The sequence below is a fragment of the Kitasatospora sp. NPDC059973 genome (assembly GCF_042737525.1).
GTDB lineage: Bacteria > Actinomycetota > Actinomycetes > Streptomycetales > Streptomycetaceae > Kitasatospora.
Window position 1 is genome coordinate 40082 of sequence record NZ_JBHWUI010000037.1, and the last position, 19741, is coordinate 59822.

20 protein-coding genes and 2 pseudogenes are annotated in these 19741 nt (G+C 72.3%); 10 read left to right on the forward strand and 12 right to left on the reverse strand.

The window, feature by feature from the left end; translation table 11 throughout:
* Positions 1–11: 11 nt before the first annotated feature.
* The 5 genes and pseudogenes from ACFWA9_RS13270 to ACFWA9_RS13290 form a co-directional block, all read left to right on the forward strand.
* Positions 12–206 (forward strand): annotated as a pseudogene (locus tag ACFWA9_RS13270) (hypothetical protein); the annotation flags it as partial.
* Between the two features lie 290 nt (positions 207–496).
* A complete protein-coding gene (locus ACFWA9_RS13275) occupies positions 497–1837 on the forward strand; it encodes a hypothetical protein (protein WP_380386467.1) in 1341 nt (446 codons plus the stop codon).
* 463 nt (positions 1838–2300) lie between these two features.
* Complete coding sequence (locus tag ACFWA9_RS13280; RefSeq protein ID WP_380386470.1) at positions 2301–2570, forward strand: hypothetical protein; 270 nt, start codon at positions 2301–2303, stop codon at positions 2568–2570.
* 429 nt (positions 2571–2999) lie between these two features.
* Entirely contained in the window at positions 3000–4007 is a 1008-nt protein-coding gene (locus tag ACFWA9_RS13285) for a recombinase family protein (RefSeq protein WP_380386473.1), read from the forward strand.
* 77 nt (positions 4008–4084) lie between these two features.
* Positions 4085–4555, forward strand: a pseudogene (locus ACFWA9_RS13290) (site-specific integrase); the annotation flags it as partial.
* Positions 4556–4684: 129 nt separating this feature from the next.
* Here ACFWA9_RS13290 and ACFWA9_RS13295 read toward each other — a convergent pair.
* From ACFWA9_RS13295 to ACFWA9_RS13310, 4 genes are all read right to left on the reverse strand, one after another.
* On the reverse strand, positions 4685–5203 hold the full coding sequence (locus tag ACFWA9_RS13295; RefSeq protein ID WP_380386476.1) for a hypothetical protein: 519 nt from the start codon (positions 5201–5203) through the stop codon (positions 4685–4687).
* A 105-nt stretch (positions 5204–5308) separates the two neighbouring features.
* A protein-coding gene (locus ACFWA9_RS13300; RefSeq protein WP_380386522.1) for an IS5 family transposase occupies positions 5309–6233 on the reverse strand; the annotation gives its coding sequence in 2 pieces (ribosomal slippage) (positions 5309–5660 and positions 5659–6233; 927 coding nt in all).
* 111 nt (positions 6234–6344) lie between these two features.
* Positions 6345–6779 carry a hypothetical protein gene (locus ACFWA9_RS13305; RefSeq protein WP_380386479.1) on the reverse strand — a complete coding sequence of 145 codons (435 nt, stop codon included), beginning with the start codon at positions 6777–6779 and terminating at the stop codon, positions 6345–6347.
* 708 nt (positions 6780–7487) lie between these two features.
* A complete protein-coding gene (locus tag ACFWA9_RS13310) occupies positions 7488–7832 on the reverse strand; it encodes a hypothetical protein (RefSeq protein WP_380386482.1) in 345 nt (114 codons plus the stop codon).
* A 335-nt stretch (positions 7833–8167) separates the two neighbouring features.
* On the opposite strand from ACFWA9_RS13310, the gene ACFWA9_RS13315 reads away from it, so the two are divergent.
* Entirely contained in the window at positions 8168–8497 is a 330-nt protein-coding gene (locus ACFWA9_RS13315; protein WP_380386485.1) for a hypothetical protein, read from the forward strand.
* 178 nt (positions 8498–8675) lie between these two features.
* Here ACFWA9_RS13315 and ACFWA9_RS13320 read toward each other — a convergent pair whose 3' ends face one another.
* The 4 genes from ACFWA9_RS13320 to ACFWA9_RS13335 form a co-directional block, all read right to left on the reverse strand.
* The gene (locus tag ACFWA9_RS13320) at positions 8676–9284 is read right to left on the reverse strand and encodes a transposase (RefSeq protein ID WP_380386488.1); all 609 of its coding nucleotides are present in this window, start codon (positions 9282–9284) and stop codon (positions 8676–8678) included.
* Between the two features lie 329 nt (positions 9285–9613).
* Entirely contained in the window at positions 9614–10360 is a 747-nt protein-coding gene (locus tag ACFWA9_RS13325; RefSeq protein ID WP_359804239.1) for a hypothetical protein, read from the reverse strand.
* 45 nt (positions 10361–10405) lie between these two features.
* Positions 10406–11221: an ABC transporter permease gene (locus ACFWA9_RS13330; RefSeq protein WP_380386491.1), complete on the reverse strand. Its 816-nt coding sequence runs from the start codon at positions 11219–11221 to the stop codon at positions 10406–10408.
* Entirely contained in the window at positions 11218–12126 is a 909-nt protein-coding gene (locus tag ACFWA9_RS13335; RefSeq protein ID WP_380386493.1) for an ATP-binding cassette domain-containing protein, read from the reverse strand. The genes ACFWA9_RS13330 and ACFWA9_RS13335 overlap by 4 nt, the downstream gene beginning before the upstream one ends.
* Positions 12127–12257: 131 nt before the next feature.
* Between ACFWA9_RS13335 and ACFWA9_RS13340 the strand changes: the two genes are divergently transcribed.
* Positions 12258–13505 (forward strand): histidine kinase, encoded by a 1248-nt coding sequence (locus ACFWA9_RS13340; protein WP_380386495.1) that lies wholly within the window; start codon positions 12258–12260, stop codon positions 13503–13505.
* Positions 13502–14182: a response regulator gene (locus ACFWA9_RS13345; RefSeq protein WP_380386498.1), complete on the forward strand. Its 681-nt coding sequence runs from the start codon at positions 13502–13504 to the stop codon at positions 14180–14182. Before ACFWA9_RS13340 ends, ACFWA9_RS13345 begins: the two co-directional genes overlap by 4 nt.
* Positions 14183–14219: 37 nt before the next feature.
* Here ACFWA9_RS13345 and ACFWA9_RS13350 read toward each other — a convergent pair whose 3' ends face one another.
* From ACFWA9_RS13350 to modA, 4 genes are read right to left on the reverse strand one after another with little or no spacing between them, the layout of a single operon-like run.
* Positions 14220–15287 carry an ATP-binding cassette domain-containing protein gene (locus ACFWA9_RS13350; RefSeq protein ID WP_352291091.1) on the reverse strand — a complete coding sequence of 356 codons (1068 nt, stop codon included), beginning with the start codon at positions 15285–15287 and terminating at the stop codon, positions 14220–14222.
* Positions 15284–15424: a hypothetical protein gene (locus ACFWA9_RS13355; protein WP_380386501.1), complete on the reverse strand. Its 141-nt coding sequence runs from the start codon at positions 15422–15424 to the stop codon at positions 15284–15286. The genes ACFWA9_RS13350 and ACFWA9_RS13355 overlap by 4 nt, the downstream gene beginning before the upstream one ends.
* The gene (locus ACFWA9_RS13360; RefSeq protein ID WP_352291092.1) at positions 15421–16290 is read right to left on the reverse strand and encodes an ABC transporter permease; all 870 of its coding nucleotides are present in this window, start codon (positions 16288–16290) and stop codon (positions 15421–15423) included. Before ACFWA9_RS13360 ends, ACFWA9_RS13355 begins: the two co-directional genes overlap by 4 nt.
* Positions 16287–17141, reverse strand: a complete 855-nt coding sequence (modA, locus tag ACFWA9_RS13365; protein ID WP_380386504.1) for a molybdate ABC transporter substrate-binding protein — start codon at positions 17139–17141, stop codon at positions 16287–16289. The genes ACFWA9_RS13360 and modA overlap by 4 nt, the downstream gene beginning before the upstream one ends.
* A gap of 436 nt (positions 17142–17577) precedes the next feature.
* Between modA and ACFWA9_RS13370 the strand changes: the two genes are divergently transcribed.
* Together ACFWA9_RS13370 and ACFWA9_RS13375 are read left to right on the forward strand one after the other, a co-directional pair.
* Positions 17578–18645: an RNA ligase (ATP) gene (locus tag ACFWA9_RS13370; RefSeq protein ID WP_380386507.1), complete on the forward strand. Its 1068-nt coding sequence runs from the start codon at positions 17578–17580 to the stop codon at positions 18643–18645.
* A 289-nt stretch (positions 18646–18934) separates the two neighbouring features.
* Positions 18935–19738, forward strand: a complete 804-nt coding sequence (locus ACFWA9_RS13375; RefSeq protein WP_380386510.1) for an MHYT domain-containing protein — start codon at positions 18935–18937, stop codon at positions 19736–19738.
* The last annotated feature ends 3 nt before the right edge of the window (positions 19739–19741 follow it).

A 19741-nucleotide genomic window follows, 5' to 3' on the forward strand; every position in this document is an offset into this window, starting at 1 on the left:
TTCGGCAGCCCGTCGCCCAGCTCCGCGCCGAGGGGCACGAGATCCCGGGCGAGGACGTGGCGTGGCTCTCCCCGCTCAAGCACAAGAATCTGAACGTCCTGGGCCGCTACAGCTTCAGTGCCTCCCAGCCGGTCGACGGCCTGCGCCCGCTGCGTGATCCGGAAGCAGTCGATCTCGACGATGATGACGACGGCCAGGACGTGTGAGCCCGGCATACGGGGCGGCTGAGCCCATGCGCGAAGGCTGGGGAGGCAGTGTCGCCCCGCCGTAGTGCCCCTGGGTCATGTCTGTGTGCTGATCCGTCGGGGTCGTGCTGTGGAAACCGGCCATTTTGTCACCTTGTGCAGCCAGATGGGCACTATGCGTTCTAGGTTGGCCGTGCGTGGGAGGGAGTCTCCGCACGCCCAGGACACGGTGCGTCGCTCGCGCCGGGGGCCGCCCTTGTGCTGCCCTCCGGCCGTGAGCCGGGTGCCGTGCAACGGACAGGGGTGAATGCATGACGGACGTCGAGAGCGACACCAATTCCGGCCTTCCCGAAGGGATGGCCGCACCGTCGGTCGAGGCCCAGGAGCTGGCCGCGAAGGCCCGCGTGGAGCTGCAGGCGCGGGGCGGTGACGTTTGGGTGGAGACGAAGTGGTGGGGCTTCCAGGTCCACATGAACGAAGCCACGGCCGCTGACTTCTCGGATGTCGTCGACCGCGTCGGCGACATCATCGAAGGCACGATCCCCAAGATCGGCAGGGCGCTGGCCGCCGTGATGAAGCTCCACTCGATGTGGATCAAGGCCGTCAACGGGCCCACCGGCGTCAAGTGCAGCTCCCCGTGGTTCGCTCCGAGCCTGCTCATCCCCAGCAGCAGGGGCGGGGTCGTGGGTGACCCCAAGCTGTGGTGGACGGTGTACGAGCCCGGCCCGGGGTGGAGCCCGGACGAGAAGTTCGCCGCCCACTACAGCGGATCCAACCCGGCCCTGGCTGCCTTCAACGGCCGTCTGTACCTCGCGCACCGCGGCAGCGACGCCGGCGGTGGCGACGCCCAGCTGTGGTGGGCGGTCTACGACGCGCAGAGCGGCTGGAGCGAGGACCAGGTCTTCCCGGGGCACTCCAGCTCCCACGGCCCCGCGCTGGCCGTCTTCAACGGCAAGCTGCACTGCGTGCACCGCGGTGTCGCGGGCGATGAGCGGCTGTGGCACTCCACCTTCGACGGCACCCGCTGGAGCGCGGACACTCCGCTGCCGGCACACGGCAGTTCGGTGGGGCCCGCGCTGGCCGTCTTCAAGAACAAGCTGTACCTGGTACACCGCGGCGGTGGCAGCGACGGCCGGCTCTGGTGGTCCACCTTCGACGGCACCCGCTGGAGCAACGACACCCCTCTCGGCAGCCACTCCACTGCCTCGAACCCCGCCCTGGCCGTCTACGGCGACAAGCTGCACTGCCTCCACCGGGGCGGCGGCAGCGACACCATCCTCTACCACACCACCACCGTGGACGGCGTCAACTGGAGCGCGGACACCAAACTCCCCGCCCACAACAGCCTGGAAGGCCCGGGCCTGACCGTGTACGACAACAAGCTGTACTGCGTCCACCGCGGCTACGGCGGCGGTGACCAGCACCTGTGGTGGTCCTACTACAACGGCTCCTCCTGGAGCGGCGACACCAAGTTCCCCGACCACACCAGCGGCGCCGGACCCGCCGTGATCGCCTACCGCGACCCGAACGGCACCCGCGACCAGCTCCTGGTCGTCCACCGCGGCTACGGCGCACGCGCCGCCGGCACCGACACCGCCGAGGACGAAGCACGCCTCGCCGCCGAAGCGAGCACGCCGGAGCAGGCCGAGTAGAACCGGTAGATCAATCAGGTCTTCACCAGGTCCTTGCCGGAGCACGGTCGCCTCACGTCGCCTCAGGTAGGGCCCCGTTTCAGGAAGACGCGCCGGGAGACGTGCTCGGGGAGCGGTCAAGTGACCGCCCCCCGAGCAGCCACTGGGATCCCAGTAGTTCTCGCCGAAGAAACAACGCTAAGGAACGATCCGCAGGTCAGCGCGTGGGTTCCGTGGTCCACCCGGTCGTCCTCGGCCATCCGGGGTGAAACGCGGATTGAGGCCCCGTTCGGCGCCATCGATCGGCCGGTTCCGGCCAAACCGCGCCGGACGTTCACACCCGGTCCGTAAGCCGTGAATGATCTTGGGAGCGAATCATGTCGGCGACCGCCGCACCGATTCCAACCCGAGGAGCACTCGTGAGCGACAGCGAAACAGAACCCACCATGACGGCCGCCAAGAGGGAATCCAACAGATTCCGGCGGTGGTCCAGGTGACTGAGTCGCCCGCGGCCGCCGAAGCCCGCGACAAACTGCTTGCCGCCATCGGCCGCGAAGCGGAGCATGTCCCGGCCGCCAACCCCGGCCAGGCGTCTTCGGCGTTGGTCGAACTCGCCCGCGCATACGTCCTGGTGACGGGTGGCTCTGCCGCAGATGACGACGTGAAGCCCGGTTTCGCCCGGACGTTCCGCTACGACGGGGGCGGCAACCAGCTCGGCTTGGTTCATACGGGCCCACAAGCACACGGGCGCTGAGCGTCCGGGCGTGGGGGACCATCGGTACACCCACTAGCGCTAAGCAGCAGATCCTGATCAGCCCGCTGCGACAGGCACATGAAGCCGTGCCATGCCCTGAGAGGCCTGCGGGGTGGTCAAAGCCACGGCAGACGGCCACGACCACCCCGCAGCACGTGCCGCTACCGCCCGGGGTCGACCTGGTCCCGAGGGTCGAGCTCCTCCCGCCGAGGGAGGCACCCATCCGCTGATCGGCCGCCACTCGAACACCTGCACGGAAGATCCGTATCGCCGGACGTGATGCCCGTGACGGTGCGTCACTCGCAGAAATGGTCATCTGTGCGAGTTCTGCGAACGGGCCGGGAGTGATCACGTTTCCGCAGGTCGGCACTCGCAAAAGCCCTCTCGAAATCGACGCGTTGTGCGAGGCACTTCTGAGAGACTTCCCGCATGGATCTCACGCCCGATCGGGCCGCATTGGCGGTAGAACGTCACGGCTGCCCGAACTGTGACGCGCCCGCCGGCTCCGCCTGCCGCACCCGCGGGGGGAAGACCGCCGCGAAGTACCACACCCCCCGCTTCGTCCTCGTCCCCGCGCTCCGCGAGGAACTCGAAGTCCTCGTCCCCGCCGACCGCCACCCCGGCCGCGCGTGGAAGCAGGGCCCGGCACTCGTGATCGTGCCCGCACCCCGGACCGGGCGGCCGGTCCGGATCGGGTACGCGAGGACCTCGACCGCCCGCCAGGAGCTGGCGAGCCAGCTCGAAGCGCTTCACCGGGCGGAATGCCACAAGGTCTTCAAGGAGCAGATCAGCACCCGGGTGAAGATCCGGCCCGAGCTGGAAAAGGCGCTCGCCCTGGCCCACCAGTTCAAGGAGGCCGCCCCCGAGACGCCCGTCATCCTCACGGTGCACGAGCTCAAGCGCCTCGCGAGGAACGCCGCCGAGCTGATGACGCTGTCCGCCGAGCTCCAGGCCGGGGACATCCAGCTTGAACTTCTCACCGGGCCGCTCACCGGGATTTACGACCCCAACGGCATGGGCGCGATGTTCTTCGCCGTGCTCGCCGTCGCCGGGCAGATCGAGCGTAACTACATCCGGGAGAAGACCCTCGAAGGCCAGGTCATCGCCGCGTCCAAGGGCAACCACGGCGGACGGCCGAAGGTCATCGACGACGACATGCTCACCTTCGCCATCGCGCTCAAGGACAAGGGCGTCCCCGTCCCCGAGATCGCCAAGAAGCTCACCATCAAGACCGGGAAGAACGCGGGCAAGAACCCCTCGGTCGCCTCGCTCTACCGGGCGCTGGCCGAAGCCGAGGGCGCCACCGTGGATGACGGATTGCCGCTGCGGCCCAAGCCCGCCCGTATCCGCCAGCCCGGGGAGCCGCTCACCGCTGAGGAGATCGACCTGCGCGATCGGCTCCAGTCCCAGCCCCACCCGAACGCCGAGATGCGGTAGGGCGTCCTCACCTCAGCGACCCAGGGAACAAGATCAAGTGCTTAACGCTAATGGCTGTTCCGCTGGTCCCCAAGGCCGTGAAAGCCAAGGGTGCCCGGAGCAAGACCCGCCGGCGGGGCCAGGCCCGCGAGGACTTCGTGCTGGAGACCGTGTACTGGGACGCCGGCACCGCCCGGCTCCTGCCGCGCCTGCTGCGCGGCAGGAGCCGGGGGCCGGTGTTCGTCACCCACCGCCGTCCCGGGCCGGGCAAGGTCCTCAGCCCGCGCGACGTGTGCCCGGACACCGGCCTAGCCCGTCTGTCCTACGGCCAGGCCCGCGCCCTGCTGGACCAGCACACCGCGGTGCGCGGACCGGGAACCGGCTGGGACCTGCACGAGTACCGCCATTGCGCCCTTACCCACCTCGGCGAGCAGGGCGCCTCCCTGCTGATACTGATGGCCAAGTCCCGGCACAAGAAGCCGGAGAACGTCCGCCGCTACTTCAAGCCATCGCCTGAGGCGATCGCGGAGCTGACCAGCCTGCTCGCCCCTGGAGACGCGCGCCGCTGACCTCCATCCGGTCCGCAGCCGGCCTGGATGGGGGCCACGACGGTTCGCGGTGACTGTGCTCGGCCGGGTACGGGGGAGCGCGCCCATGCCGCTGGCATGGTGACGGTTGCTGTCCTGCACTGTGCGGGGCTACTTGCGGGTGAGGTAGCCCTCCGCCTGCGCGGTGTTGGTGCCGAATGCTTTGCCGTTGCTGAAGAGATAGGTGCCGCCGGTCACGCGGGTCGAGCCCTTCGCGCACCACGGGTCCACAAACCTGCCGACGGCGCCGCTGGGGGTCTCCCACCGCAAGCCCCGGCCCTTGACATCGGTGCCCGTCATGGAAAGCGTGGCCTTCCCCTTGAAGTCCTCGCCCTTAGCGGGGGCTGCGAGCAGATGAAGTCCCTTGTCCTGGGAGAACACGGCCAGGTACCGCGGCACTCGACCGGCGGTGAGTCCGTTGCCCTGCTCCTGGCTGACTTTCACCCCGACGAACGGCCTCTCGTCCTTGGTGATCTTGCCCCTGGCGCTGGTCACCCAGTCCGACCAACTGGCCCCGCACGTGGCGGCTCGGGCGGCCCCGGTGGTGGAGGCCGCCGCCGACGGGCCCAGTCCAGCCGCGATCACCAGTGCCATCGGCCATGCCCAGCGCGCGTCCAGCCGCCTGCTCATCCGAACTCCCTCATCCGATCGCCGCGCACAGGTCATCCCGCGCGCACCGTGATTGTGGCCGCCGGCCCCGGCCCGGACCGGAGCGGCTAGGACCTGTCCGGGCGATCAAGTTCGCAGCCAGATGGCTAGAGCCGCCGCTGTCGCAGTGCCGAGGAAGACGAAGCCACGCTTGTCATACCTGGTGGCGACGGCCCGGTGCTGCTTCAGGCGGTTGATCGCCCGTTCGACGGTGTTGCGCTTCTTGTACCGCTCCTGGTCGAAGCCCGGCGGCCGTCCGCCTCGTGAGCCTCTGCGTGAGCGAGCGGCCTGGCTATCGATCTTCTCTGGAATGGTGTGCGGTATGCCCCGGCGCCGCAGATAGTCCCGGCACGGTCTGTTGCTGTAGGCCTTGTCGGCCATGACGCTGTCAGGTGTCTTACGGGGTCGGCCCGGCCCGACTCTCGGGACACGGATCTTCCAGCACGGTCTGGAACTGCGAGCAGTCGGCTCGCTGCCCCGGCGTGACGATCAGGGACAGCGGGCGGCAGCGTCCGTCCGCGCTCAGGTGGAGTTTTGTGGTGAACCCACCCCGCGAGCGCCCCAGGCCCTCACCTCCCGCTCCACCTCCATCAGGCGGCCGAGCAGGCTCTGCCACGCGACCTCGCGTTCTGGCGATTTCGCCCCCTGTGGAGGTGGGGTCCATCGGTGGATCGGTACGGGCTCCGGCCGCATGTTGATGCGCACGGACGATCGTCGAGTCCACCGAGACGTCCCAGTCGATCTCACCCGCGCCGTCGGCCGCTGCCTGGACCTGCTGGAGCAGACGCTCCCACATGCCGTTGGCCGACCAGAGCCGATGCCGTTCATAGACCGTCTTCCACGGACCGAACCGTTCGGGCAGATCACGCCACGGCACCCCGGTCCGTACTCGATGCAAGATGCCGTCGATCACCTGACGGTGGTCCCGCCACCTGCCAGAACGCCTGTTGCTGACGGGTAGGAACGGCCGCAGCCGTTCCCACTCGGCATCACTCAGATCACCGCGCCCCATGTCCACATCAACGACTCAAATACGCAGCAGTCGCGAAAGCAGCCGGACCGCTTGATGCGGCCTCGACGTCTGCGGCGAGAGGGGACCGGTGCCAAGGGGCCCGGTGCTTCCCTACTTAGCTTTGGCTTCGACGTTCGCCTCGACTCGGCGGGCCGCCGGCCCGGTCGACGGCTGGAAGCTCATGTTCTGGTCCGCGTTAACGAGATCCGAGTCGGTGGGCACGACGTAGAACCCGTTGGTGGGGACGTGAGCAACGAGGTTGATGCCGTGGCTCGCTGCCCCGGCGCGTGCGTGGAAGGCAGGCGCGAGGGCCGCCGCGCTGTCGGTGGCCACCAGGGCGTAGGCGCGGGCGAGCTCCACCAACGCCGCAGACGCCTGCCCGGCGGACTTCTCGACGACGAGCTGGGCTTCGGCACCAATGGCCGCCAACAGGGCGTCACGGGCCTCCGTCGCGGCAGGCGACGCCTGGACCTGGATTACGGCGGGGATTTGCTGCACGCCTTCGTCGGCGGTGACGGAGTTGGACTCTGTCTCACTGCTGGTCATGGGGACCTCTTCGGCTTTGGTCTGACGGGTTGTAGTCAGGCTATGGCCGAGAGTGCAGTCCTGGAGTGGCCCTTGATCCACTTGTCGAGAACTAGCCACCACTTGGCCGGATTATCGACGCGCTCGGCGGCGATCTCCTCCGCCCGGTCCAAGGATCACTTCACCTGCGGGCCCTCGGGCCCTGCCAGGGCTTAGGGCCGGTCTTCGTTCGGATGCTCCCCAACCCCCAATACCGCACCGCGCTTGATCGCCCGGACAGGTCCTAGCCCGACCGGCTGCTGCTGCTGCCAGCCCAGCCACCCCCGCACGGCCCGCTACCTCTCAAGGTGGGCCTCGAGCTCGCTCACGGGGACCACGTCCCCGGCTCGGTGACGATGCCACCGTCCGCGAAGGCAACGCCCGTGTCCAGGGTGAGGGTCTACCCGGCGGCAGCCCGTTCCCGCTCCGTCACCACGCCGGCCGTCGCGGCCGCCGGACAGCCGGCCGCGATATCTCCCTGTGGTGAGCTGCGCCCGGTAACCAGGCACGGTCTGCCTGCCCCTGGCCCCTGGCCGCGCCGGGGGCGGCGAGGGCTTGGGCTGTCGTCGCCGGCCGGTGTTGTGGTTGGGGTGGGTGCCTGGCGCTCGGGCGCACCGGAGCGCACCCTGCCCGCGGCGCCCGCTGCGGGCAGGGTGCGGCGCCCGTTGGGCGACGCGCGGGTGACGGTGGTCAGAGCGGGTCGGGGATGCCGAGGAAGTTGGCTCCGTCGGCCTCACTGAGCCCGGGACCTCCGGGCAGGGTATTGAAGTCCAGGCTGCTTACGTCGAACGTGCCGCCGCCGAGGTCGAGGACCAGGTTGGATGCGGTGGTCAGTGCGTATGCGTGGGCGAGGCGTTGCAATGCTGCGGATGCCTGTCCCGGGGACTGGGCGAGGTGCTGGGCTTCGGCACCGATGGCGCGCAGTAGTTTGTCGCGGGTCTCGGCGACCGCAGGCGTGGCCGAGACCGCCGAGGATTGAGCGCTCCTGGCGGCGGTGGCGGACTGTCCGCCACCTGTGGGGGAATGGGCGGTCACGGTGTCTCCCGGGGGTACGCACAGTGTTGTCGACGGTCAGCATTCCGCGATCACCACAGGTCAGCAAGGACAAGATCACGCCATGTGGCTGGTGAGCAGGCGTGGTCGCCAGCGGGGCTCCGGGCCGAGGGGTAGGACACGATCCCGATGGTCGGGAGTTGTTCCGCGTCAACAGTTGGTCGGAACCGGCCAATATGTCGATCGAGCATGAGGACCGCAGCCCTGTCCGGGATGATCTTCAAGGCAAGTCCGTGTGAGCGGGAAGACTTCAGTATTCCTGTGGCCATGCTCGCCCCGCAGCGGACTCAGGTGAACAGTCGAATCAAGGAGCCCCCATGACCGGCAGCGAGCCCAGTGACATCCCCGCCGACGAAGGCGTGAAGCAGATCCCCGTAACGATCCAGGTCCCGGAGGCGCCCGGCGCCGCCGACGCTCGCGAGAGCCTGCTCAAGGCCATCGGTAAGGAAGCTGAGTTGGTCGCGGACAAGTATCCCGGGCAGGCTTCCAAGGCACTCACCGAACTCGCCCACGCCTACGCTCTGGTCACCGTCGGCACGTCGACCGTCGCGGGCCTCGCGAACACCAGAGCCATGACGTTCAAGGTGAACATGGGCGAGTCGGGGGACCCCTCGCAAGCCGTCTTTTTCCCCGAGAGGTCATACTAAGCCGTCTTTTTCTCCATGATCCCATACATGGTCGGGTGAAGCGCACGTGCGCGTCCCGACACACCTTTTATGTCGGGACGCGCACGATCTCGGTCTCGACCCCGACCGGCAGAACGACTTCAAGTTGCGCGAGCACGACGAACAGGCGGCCACGAGGTCGTCCCTCGACCGACCATGATTATTCTCGCCGGTTGCTTCCTGAACCCCCGACTACTACCAGGGCCCGGCCCAAGGCGGTGGCGTAGGCGGCGAAGACGCCGATCTGGCAGTTCTCGGTGCGGCCGGCGGTTCCGGAGTATTGGCGTTGGACCCCGGCGGATGTGATGCCCTTCTTGATGAACCCGGTGTCGTCGATGATGAGGACGCCATCGCTCTCGCCGAGCTTGTCAGCGACGTATTCCTGCAGGTCATCGCGGATGTCGTCGGGGTTCCACTTCGCTCCGGCGAGTAGGTGCTGCAGCCCGTCGGGGGTTGTGTGGCCTGCCTGCTCAGCCAGTTGCCAGCTGTTCTTCCGGGCCACCGGGGCGAGGAGGCCGCGTACGTAGTCGCGCATGCGACGGCGTAGCTCCACTCGACCAAACCGATGGCCAACGGTCACGAAGAGGTCGTCCAGGTCCAGGTTCCACTGCTCGCCAACACGCGCGCTGATCACCTGGGGAAGCTGCCCCGCCGCTGCCACTACTTGCGGCGCTGTCGCACGATCGATGGACGGCCCGACGAAGACCGCACCTGACCAACCGCAGCCCGCTACACTCCAGCCACCCAGCGAAACCCACAGGTCAGACATCAAAATCCTGCTGGAGTACTAGTCGCCCGGCGGCCAAGCGAGGGAGGCGAGGACTACGTCGTAGTGCCAGCCGGTGACCCGTTGGCCAACAGCCCCGTCCCGGCTCCGGAGCAGCCGTAGCTGCACGGGCAGGCGGGTGAGGGCCACCGTGGTGGGGGTGAGGAGGGATGAGTCCCGCGATGGTCAGCCAAAAGAGCAGGTGAGAGCCTTAATCCGGACTCCTGCACTCACCGAGATCGCCCCGGGGAGCTGCACGGTGGTCGCGGAGCACCCGGCGCTTCGGCGCGGCTGACCGGGGCCGGTGGACGGGCCGGGCGACCGCCCACCGGTCACCCGGCGCGGACCGCGTACCGGCGCACCGAGCGCAGACCGGCGCAGGCCGCCGCGGCCGCCCAGAGGGCCATGATCAGCAGACCGGTCCAGTGGCCGTAGTGCACCGTCGGGTCCGCCTGGGTGCGCATCGCGTGGAAGCCGGCCCGGTCGGGCAGGAACTGCGCCGCCTCGCGCACCCCGGGGATCGCCGTCAGCACGGTGGTGCCGAGGAAGAGCATCGGGGTGAGCAGGCCGAGCGCGGCGCTGAGGTTGCGCAGGACGGCGGTCAGCCCGAGGCAGAGCACGATCAGCAGCGGGTGGTAGAGCACCCCGGCGAGGAAGCTGCGCCCGGTACCGGGGACGGTGAGGTCCACCCCCACGGTCGCGGCGGTGGCCAGGAACGAGCCGGCCGTGGAGACCAGCCCGAGCAGCAGCCCGAGCCCGGCGCCGAGGGCCAGCTTCGCGCCGTAGAGCCGCCCGCGCCGGGGGACGGCGGTGAGCGAGGCGGCGATCATGCGGGTGTTGAACTCCTGCCCGATCAGCAGGACGCCCACGCAGGCCACCGCGACATGGCCGAACTGCAGGCCGTAGTAGATCCCGATGGACGGGTCCTCGCCGGGGGTGTGGTCCACCTGCCCGTACGCGGCGTTGACGGCGGCGGTGATGCCGACGGTCAGCGCGAGGGCGACGAGCGGAGTGCTCCACTGCGAGCGGAGGGTGGTGAACTTGAGCCGCTCCGAGCGGAGTACGGCGGCGGTGGTCATCGCGGGGGCGTCCTTTCCGGCAGGTCCGGTCGTGGGGAGTGGCGGTCAGGCGTCGGCCCGGCGCAGCGCGCGCAGGCCGCCGTACGCGGCCGCGGCCGCCCAGAGGGCCATGATCAGCAGACCGGTCCAGTGCCCGTAGACGACCTGCGGATCGTCGGCGTAGTGCAGCGCGTACTGGCCGGCCCGGTCGGGCAGGAACTGCACCACGCGGCGGACCCCCGGCACGCCGGCCAGCAGCGGGGAGAGCAGGAAGACCGTCGGCACCAGCAGGCCCATCGCGGCGGTGAGGTTGCGCAGCACGGCGGTCAGGCCGACGCAGGTCACCACCAGCAGCACCGGGTACAGCACCCCGACGGTGGCGCTGCGGAGCAGGCCGGGGCCGTCCCAGGCACCGGCGGCGTAGGCGGCGTAGCCGGCGAAGGAGCCGGCCGTCCCGAGCAGGCCGACGACGAGGGCCACCAGCGCGCCCAGGGTGAGCTTCCCGGCGTAGAACCGCCCGCGCCGGGGGACGGCGGTGAGCGAGACGCCGATCATGCGGGTGTTGAACTCCTGCCCGATCAGCAGGACGCCGAAGCAGGTCAGCGCGGCCTGGCCGAAGTTGAGGCCGTAGTGGATCCCGATGCCGGGGTCGTCGATCAGGCTGGCGTCCTCGTCGCCGAGCGCCGCGGCGGTGGCGGTGCCGAGCCCGGCCGTCAGCAGGACCGCCAGGAGCGGCGTCAGCCAGAGCGAGCGCAGGGTGACGAGCTTGATCCACTCGGACCGCAGGACCTGCCCGAAGCCCGTCGGGGCGGACCCCGGGGCCGGGGCCGTGCCGGTGCGGACGGGGGAGCCGGCGCGGACGGGCGTGCCGGTGGCGCTCATGCCGCCACCGCCCGGTACTCGACGCTGTCGGCGGTCATCCGCATGAAGGCCTCCTCCAGCGAGTCCTGTTGGACGGCGATCTCGTACAGCACCACGCCGTTGGCCGCCGCCAGTGCGGCGATCCGCTCCGGCTCGGCGCCGGCGACCTCCCAGGCGCCGCCGTCCACCGCCTCGGCGGCCAGGTCGGAGCCGGCCAGCAGGGCGGCCAGCTTCACCGGGTCCACCGCGCGGACCCGGACCCGGGTGCGGCCGTGGCGGTCGAGGAAGTCGGAGGTGGCGGCGTCCGCCAGCAGCCGGCCCCGGCCGATCACCACCAGGTGGTCGGCGGTGAGCGCCATCTCGGTCATCAGGTGCGAGGAGACCAGCACCGACCGTCCCTCGGCGGCGAGTTCGCGCAGCAGGGTGCGGATCCACCGGATGCCCTCCGGGTCGAGGCCGTTGACCGGCTCGTCGAGCATCAGCACCGGCGGATCGCCGAGGAGCGCGGCGGCCACGCCGAGGCGCTGGCGCATGCCGAGCGAGAAGCCGCGGATCCGGCGCCCGGCCGCGTCGGCGAGACCGACCTGGCCGAGCACCTCGGCCACCCGGCGCTCCGGCAGGCCGCCCGCGGCGGCCAGCCAGCGCAGGTGGCCGCGGGCGGTGCGGCCGCCGTGCAGGGCGTGGGCGTCCAGCAGCGCGCCGACCTGCCGCAGCGGGTCGGCCAGTTCGGCGTAGGGGCGGCCGCCGACCAGCGCGCGGCCGGCGGTCGGCCGGTCCAGGCCGAGGACCAGTCGCATGGTGGTGGTCTTGCCCGCGCCGTTCGGCCCGAGGAAGCCCGTCACCACACCGGGCCGGACCTCGAAGTCGAGGCCGTCGACCACGCGTGTGCCGTCGTACTCCTTGGTGAGGCCCTGAACCTGGATCACGGCTGCCCTCCCTCTCTGTCGATGGCCCTATTCGACCGGAGCGGAGGCCGCGGCGGATCCCGCCGGGGAGGGGACCGGCCTCCCTCCCGGGAGGGAGGCCGTCCGTGCCCCTGGCCTGGCAGGATGGCCGGATGCCCAGGATCCTCGCGCCGCTGCTGAGCGCCGCCACCTACGCGAGGTGGCTCCATCTGCTGATCGGTCTGGTCTTCGCCGGCGTCGTCCTGCTGGTCTTCCCGGGGACGGAGGGACGCAGCCTCGGCGGGCTGCTCGCACTGGCCGTCCCGCTGGACGTCGCGCTGCTCGTGGCGGCCGCCCTGGTACCCGCGATGCGCCGGGCGGAGGGTGTCCAGGCCCGGTTGCTGCTGATGCCCGCGCGGGAGCGGGACATCGCGGCCGAGCCGGCCCGCGGCTTCGCCGACCGGCGCCGTACGGCGGCCTGGCTGATCGGGCGGGTGGCCCTCGGGACGGCCGTCGGCTTCCCGTCCGTCCTGGTGCCGGCCGCCGCCGTCGGGCTGCTCGTCCGGCCGGAGCCGGACCTCTTCGGCCTCCGGCTCCCGGCGCGCGAGGGGTTCACCTGGTACCCGCTGCTGGCACCGGTGCTGATGTTCGCCCTCGGCTGGCTGGTGGTCTGGGCGGGCCGTCTCCAACTCGCCATGGCGGTGCGGTTGCTGGGGCCGTCCCCGGCCGAGCGGCTGGCCGCCGCCGAGCTGCGGGCCGAACGCCTGCTGGAGCGCAACCGGCTGGCCCGGGAGCTGCACGACTCCATCGGCCACGCGCTGACGGTGACGGTCATCCAGGCGGGCGCGGCGCGGGAGGTGGGCGACCCGGCGTTCGTCGCCAAGGCGCTCGAAGTCATCGAGGAGACCGGCCGGCAGGCGATGGAGGACCTGGAACGCACGCTCGTCCTGCTCCGCGAGACCCGCGACCCCGCCGGTACGGGCGGGGCCTTCGAGGGCGCGGACGGCGCCGACGGCCCGGCCACCGAGCGGCCCGGCATCGGGCAGCTGCCCGCCCTCTTCGACACCGCGCGCTCGGCCGGCAGCCCGGTCGAGGCGTGGATCGGCGTACCGGCGGCGAAACTGCCCGGGGTGCTCTCCCGGGAGGGCTACCGGATCGTCCAGGAGGGCGTCACCAACGCCCTCAAGTACGCGCCGGGTGAGCCGATCACCGTCCGGATCGCGGTGCGGGAGGGGCAGTTGGAGCTGCGCTGCACCAACGCGCTGGCGTCGTCCGCCGTCCGCGCGACACCACGCCGGGGCGGCAAGGGACTTCGCGGCATCCGCGAACGGGCCACCCTGCTCGGCGGCGAGGCCGCGGCGGGGCCGGAGGCCGGGCAGTGGGTGCTGGCCGTGCGGATGCCCCTACGCTTGGGCGCGTGATGATCGACATTCTGCTGGCCGACGACGAGGAGCTGGTCCGGGCCGGGCTGCGGGCCGTCCTGGAGGCGCAGGGCGACCTGCGGGTGGTCGGCGAGGCCGCCGACGGCGCCGAGGCGGTCGCGATGGCGCGCGAACTGCGCCCGCAGGTGGTGCTGATGGACGTCCGGATGCCCCGGCTGGACGGCCTCGCGGCGACCCGCGCGCTCGTCGGGTCCGTGCCGCCCGGCGGGCCGGACGGCTCCGGCGGGCAGCCGCCGAAGATCCTGGTCGTCACCACCTTCGAGAACGACGACTACGTCTACCAGGCCCTGCGCGCCGGGGCCGACGGCTTCCTGCTGAAGCGCTCCCGCCCGGCGGAGATCGCCCACGCCGTCCGGCTGGTCGCGGCGGGTGAGTCGCTGCTCTTCCCGACTGCGATCCGCCGCCTGGCCGCCGGCCAGGGCAACCGGGCGGCCCGGGACACGATGGCCCGCGCCGCGCTGACCGAGCGCGAGGCCGAGGTGCTGCGCCTGGTGGCCCGGGGGCTGACCAACGGTGAGATCGCCGAGCAGCTCTTCCTCGGCGTGCAGACGGTGAAGACGCACGTCAGCAGCGTGCTGGCGAAGCTCGGGGCGCGGGACCGCACCCAGGCGGTGATCGCCGCGTACGAGTCCGGGTTCGTGGAGCCCTCGGAGTAGCCGGGCGCCGGCCGGGGGGCTCCGGGCGGCGGCCCGCTCAGGCCGGGTAGGCGTGGGTCTGGACGGCCTTGACCGAGGCCCAGACGGACGTGCCGGTCGCCAGGTCGAGTTCGGCCGCGGCGGCGGGGGTGAGGTCGGCCGCCATCGGGAGGGCGCCGGCCAGGTCGGCGCGGACCTGGTCGCCGTGCAGGTCCAGCCCCGCGATCTCCAGCTTCCAGACGTTGCGCGCACTGCCGTGCGGCCGCTCCCGGTGCAGCGTCACGGCGGCCGGCGGGAAGGCCACGAAGGCCGGGCCGGTCAGCTCCTCGGAGGTGGCCAGCTCGGTGCCGTCGGCCAGCGTGACCCGGCGGCCGTCCGCGAGGCCCTGGTACAGGTTGAGACCGACCAGGCGGGCGATGTAGTCGGTGCGCGGCCGCCGGGCGATCTCGGCGGGGCTCCCGGACTGCACCTCGTGGCCCTCCTCGATCACCACCAGCCGGTCGGCCAGCACCATGGCGTCCAGCGGATCGTGCGTCACCAGCACCGCCACCGCCTCGAACTCGGCCAGGTGGCGCCGCAGTTGCGAGCGGACGTCGAGCCGGGTGCGGGCATCCAGGGCGGCCAGCGGCTCGTCGAGCAGCAGCAGCCGGGGCCGGACGGCCAGCGCCCGGGCGAGCGCGACCCGCTGGGCCTGGCCGCCGGAGAGCCGGCCGGGGCGGGTGCCCGCGTGCTCGGCCAGGCCCATCCGCTCCAGCCAGCCGGCCGCCTCGGCCCGGGCCTCGCGCTTGGGCCGGCCCTGGCAGCGCGGGCCGAACGCCACGTTGTCGAGTGCGCTGAGGTGCGGGAAGAGCAGGTAGTCCTGGAACACCACGCCGACCGGCCGTTCCTCGGCGGGGGTGTGCAGCCGCTCGGCCGGGTCCTCCAGCACCCGGCCGTCCAGCCGCAGATGGCCCGCGGTGAGCGGGAGCAGCCCGGCGAGGGCCCGCAGCGCGGTGGACTTGCCGGCGCCGTTCGGCCCGAGCAGGGCGACCACCTCGCCGGGGGCGGCGGTGAGCGCGAGGTCGAGGCTGAAGGCGGCGCGGTCCACCCGCAGCCGGGCGTCGAGGGCGTGCTTCGCGGCGGTCATCGTGGCAGTGTCCCGGGGGAGGTGCGGGGCGGCGGGGCGCCCACGGCGGTGGCGGGCAGGGCACGGGTGGGCAGGGCGCGGGCGGGCAGGGCGTCGGCGGAGGGCTCGGCGCGGCCGCCGGCCGGGGCGCCGGTCACGGGGTGGACAGCCAGCGGTCGCGCAGGCCCGCCAGGACGGCGATGGAGACCACCAGCAGGACGAGCGAGAGCGCGATCGCCGCCTCCGGATCCGACTCCATGGCCAGGTAGACGGCGAGCGGCATGGTCTGCGTCCGGCCCGGGAAGTTGCCGGCGAAGGTGATCGTCGCGCCGAACTCGCCGAGCGCCCGGGCCCAGGCCAGCACCGCGCCGGCCCCGATGCCGGGGGCGATCAGCGGCAGGGTGACCCGGCGGAAGGCGGTCAGCCGGGAGGCGCCCAGGGTGGCGGCCGCCTCCTCGTAGCGCGGGTCGGCGGCCCGCAGCGCGCCCTCGACGCTGATCACCAGGAAGGGCATCGCGACGAACGCCTCGGCGATCACCACACCGGTGGTGGTGAACGGCAGGGTGATCCCGAAGGCGGAGTCCAGCCAGGAGCCGACGATGCCGCGCCGCCCGAGCACCAGCAGCAGCGCCACCCCGCCGACCACCGGCGGCAGCACCAGCGGCAGCGTGACCAGCGCCCGGACCAGCCGGCGGCCGGGCAGTTCGGTCCGCGCCAGCACCCAGGCCAGTGGCACCCCGAGGACCAGCGACACCCCGGTGGCCGCCGTCGCGCAGAACAGCGAGAGCCGCAGCGCGTCCCACACCTCGGTACTGGTGAGCTGTTCCGGCAGCGTGCTCCAGGGGGCCCGGACCAGCAGGCCGACCAGCGGCAGGGTCAGGAACGCCAGCCCGAGCAGGGCCGGGAGCAGCAGCGCGACCGGGACGCGCCGCCCGCGCCGCCGCCGGTGCGCCGTGCCCGCTCGCGGGGGCTCGGCGCCGGAGGCGGCGCGGACGCCGGAGCCGGCGGTGGTGCGGCGGCTCATGGTGCCTGGAAGCCCGCCGCGGTGAGCACCTGCTGGGCCTCGGGCGACTGGACGTAGGCGACGAAGGCGGCGGCGCCGTCCTTGTTCGGCGCCTTGGCGAGGGCGGCGATCGGGTAGTCGTTCACGGCCTTGGCGGCCTGGGGGAAGTCCACGCCGTCGATCTTCGCAGCATCGGCCTTCACATCGGTCCGGTAGACCAGCGAGGCGTCGACCTCGCCCAGCTCGACCTTGGTGAGCGCGCCCTTGACGTCCTGCTCCAGGGTGACCGGGGTCAGGTTGACGTCGGCGGCCTTGAGCGCGGTCAGGGCGGCGGCGCCGCAGGGCACCTCCTTCGCGCAGAGGGCGACCTTGACCCCGGGGGCGGTGAGGTCGTTCAACCCGGCGACGTGCTTGGGGTTGCCCTTCGGCACGGCGATGGTGAGCGTGTTCCTGACGAAGGTCCTCGGCTCACCGGTGGCGCCGCCCGCGTCGGTGACCGTCTTCATGGTCGCGGGGCTGGCGGCGGCGAACACGTCCGCCGGGGCACCGGAGTTGATGCTGCTGGCGAGGCTGGAGCTGCCGCCGAAGTTGAAGGTGACCTTGGCGCCCGGGTTGGCCGCCTCGAACCTCCTGCCGAGGTCGGTGAAGGTCTCCTTCAGTGAGGCCGCGGCGAAGACGGTGATCGGGCCGGACACCTTGGCGGCGCCGGTCGACGCCGGGGCGGACGCCCCGGCGGCCGGGGCCGCGGTGGACGAGCCGCCGGAGGCCTTGTCGCCGCCGTCGCTGCCGCAGGCGGTGACCCCGAGGCTGAGGGCGAGGGCCGCTGCGGCGGCGACGGCGAGTCTGCGGGAGCGCACGACACGGATGCTCATCGGTATTCCCCTCCTGGGCGCGCCGGAAGGGGCGCGGGGACGCTGCCGCAGGTGCGGCCATTACGCCGATCATAGTGCCGCACATGCGAGCGGAAAGTGCCTGTCTCATTGCACAGGCAGGTGCCGCCGGGATTCGTGCCCCGGCTGTGGGAAGGCTCAAACCGGGCGGTCGGCCGGCCCCTCGGCGAAGGGGGCAGACGCCGCTGCGCGCCCCTGCCGAGCCCGCCGCCCGGCACCTCCGCGGCGGGCGGGCATCGAGCGGGGGATCCCCGCGCCGGCCGGGAAAACCCGTCGCGCGCGAGCAGCGCGAGGAGCGAGAGTGCTCACCGGGCGTGAGCGCGCCCGGCCAACCCGGCCGGGCAGCGGTCCGCCCGTACGCACCCGCGCCCGTACGCACCACCGGCCGACCGGCCGGGCCAAGGGGAGGAGCCCACCCGTGTCCACACTGCGTGTCACCGCCGAACGGCTGACCGTCCTGGCGCACCCGAACGCCGACGCCCTGGAGCTGGCACAGGTCGGGCTCTACCGGGCGGTGGTGGCCAAGGGCGCGTACCGGACCGGCGACTACGCCGTCTACATCCCCGAGCAGGCCGTGCTGCCCGCGCCGCTGATCGAGGAGCTGGGCCTGACCGGGCGGCTGGCCGGGAGCGGCGCCGACCGGGTGAAGGCCGTCCGGCTGCGCGGCGAACTGTCGCAGGGCATCGTCTGCCGGCCCGGTGCGCTGGCCGGCACCGATCTGGCGGCCGCCGCCGAGCGCGGCGAGGACTTCGCCGAACGGCTGGGCGTGGTGAAGTGGCGGCCGCCGATCCCCACGGCGATGAACGGCGAGGTGGTCCGCGCGCCGGACCTGCTGCCGTGGGTGGACATCGAGAACCTCAAGCGCTTCCCCGGGATCTTCGAGCCCGGCGAGCCGGTCGTGCTGACCGAGAAGCTGCACGGCAGTTGCTGCCTCGTCACCTACCACGCCGCCGGGAGAGAGGTGCAGGTGGCCTCGAAGGGCATCGGCGCCCAGGGGCTGGCGCTGGCCGAGGACGGGCGGAACCTTTACTGGCGGGCCGTCCGGGCGCACGGCATACCGGCGGTGGCCGCCCGGCTGGCGGAGCGGCTCGGCGCCGAGCGGGTGGGCATCTTCGGCGAGGTGTTCGGCGCCGGTGTGCAGGACCTCACGTACGGCGAGTCCGGCCGCACCGAGCTGCCCGGCTACGCGGCGTTCGACGTCTCGGCGGTGGTGGACGGGCAGCTGCGCTGGCTGTCGGCGGCCGAACTGCTCGGCGGTGAGCTGCCGGTGGTGCCCGAGCTGTGGCGCGGCCCGTTCGACCCGGACACCGTGCTGGCACTGGCCCAGGGGCGCGAGACGGTCTCCGGGCGCGAACTGCACGTGCGCGAGGGCGTGGTGGTCCGTCCGGTGGCCGAGCGGTACAGCCCGGTGGTGGGCGGCCGGGCGATCGCCAAGGTGGTCGGCGACGCCTATCTGACCCGCAAGGGCGGCACCGAGTACGAGTAGGAGGGCTCGCCGCCCCGACCGCCGGTCGGGGCGGCACAGGACCGGCTCATTCGAGCACAGCCTCCCCAGGGTGCGGGTAGCTTTCCATATCTTCGGGTGACTTCTTTCGGGGGCCCGATAGCGTCCCACGCACCCCGGACCGGAAGCGCACGTGCGGACGGCATATGACGGGTGATCGGCCCCTCCGGACCGGTCACCCGCCCGCCGGCCGTGCGGAGTCCGCCCGGTCCAGGGAGCCCGGGGTGCGGCGGGGACCGCCCCGGGCCCCGACCGCTCGACCGGAGGTCCCATGGGCACGACGAGCCACCTCGGCTCCGGCTGGGTGACGCCCGCGCTGTCGTGCGTGGTGGCCTGCGCCGTCGCGGCGCTCGGCCTGCGCCGCACCCTGCGCGGCCTCGCGGCGACCGGCGCCGCCCGGCGGAACCGGCTGCTCACCGCGGCGGCGGCGATCGGCTCCGGCATCTGGACGATGGACGTCGTCGCGATGTCCGGCTTCACCCCCGACGGCGCCGACGCGTGCCACGGCGTTCCGGCGGCGGTGCTCGGCCTGCCGGTGGCCGTCCTGGTCACCGGTCCGGGGGTGTGCGCCGTCGGGTACGGGCGCCGCCGCGGCCCCGCGCTCCTGGCCGGCGGCGTGATCACCGGCCTCGGGATCGCCGCGGTGCACTGCCTCGACCTGGCGGCCCTGCGGACCCGCGGCGGCCTGCGCTTCGACCCGGGCACGGTGGCGCTCTCGGTGCTGGTCGCGGTCGGGGCGGCCACCGGCTCGCTCTGGGCCGTCGTCACCCTCCGCAGTGCGGCGGCCGAGACGGCCGCCTCCCTGGTGATGGGGCTCGCCGTCAGCTGTCTGCACTGCGCGCGGACGGCCGCCGTGCCCGCCCGGGCCGGGCTCGACGGGACCGGCCCGATGGAGTTCGTCCTTCCGCTCGCCGTCGGGACCGGGTCCTTCCTCTTCCTCGCCGCCGCCTTCGCCGCGCTCTCGCCACCGGCCCCGGACCGCGCCGTCCACCGGGAGGCGGGTGAGCTGACCATCGAGGAGTTCCCGGCGGCGCCCGCGCGCCCCGGGCCGGGGCGGCACGACCGCGCGGCCTGACGC

Bases quoted from the DNA above. Each gene is read 5' to 3' on its own strand.
- ACFWA9_RS13350 (WP_352291091.1), bottom strand. From the start codon at position 15,287: ATGACCGCCGCGAAGCACGCCCTCGACGCCCGGCTGCGGGTGGACCGC.
- ACFWA9_RS13340 (WP_380386495.1), top strand. From the start codon at position 12,258: ATGCCCAGGATCCTCGCGCCGCTGCTGAGCGCCGCCACCTACGCGAGG.
- ACFWA9_RS13330 (WP_380386491.1), bottom strand. From the start codon at position 11,221: ATGAGCGCCACCGGCACGCCCGTCCGCGCCGGCTCCCCCGTCCGCACC.
- ACFWA9_RS13320 (WP_380386488.1), bottom strand. From the start codon at position 9,284: ATGTCTGACCTGTGGGTTTCGCTGGGTGGCTGGAGTGTAGCGGGCTGC.
- ACFWA9_RS13315 (WP_380386485.1), top strand. From the start codon at position 8,168: ATGACCGGCAGCGAGCCCAGTGACATCCCCGCCGACGAAGGCGTGAAG.
- ACFWA9_RS13375 (WP_380386510.1), top strand. From the start codon at position 18,935: ATGGGCACGACGAGCCACCTCGGCTCCGGCTGGGTGACGCCCGCGCTG.
- ACFWA9_RS13275 (WP_380386467.1), top strand. From the start codon at position 497: ATGACGGACGTCGAGAGCGACACCAATTCCGGCCTTCCCGAAGGGATG.
- ACFWA9_RS13305 (WP_380386479.1), bottom strand. From the start codon at position 6,779: ATGACCAGCAGTGAGACAGAGTCCAACTCCGTCACCGCCGACGAAGGC.
- ACFWA9_RS13360 (WP_352291092.1), bottom strand. From the start codon at position 16,290: ATGAGCCGCCGCACCACCGCCGGCTCCGGCGTCCGCGCCGCCTCCGGC.
- ACFWA9_RS13325 (WP_359804239.1), bottom strand. From the start codon at position 10,360: ATGACCACCGCCGCCGTACTCCGCTCGGAGCGGCTCAAGTTCACCACC.
- modA (WP_380386504.1), bottom strand. From the start codon at position 17,141: ATGAGCATCCGTGTCGTGCGCTCCCGCAGACTCGCCGTCGCCGCCGCA.
- ACFWA9_RS13295 (WP_380386476.1), bottom strand. From the start codon at position 5,203: ATGAGCAGGCGGCTGGACGCGCGCTGGGCATGGCCGATGGCACTGGTG.
- ACFWA9_RS13285 (WP_380386473.1), top strand. From the start codon at position 3,000: ATGGATCTCACGCCCGATCGGGCCGCATTGGCGGTAGAACGTCACGGC.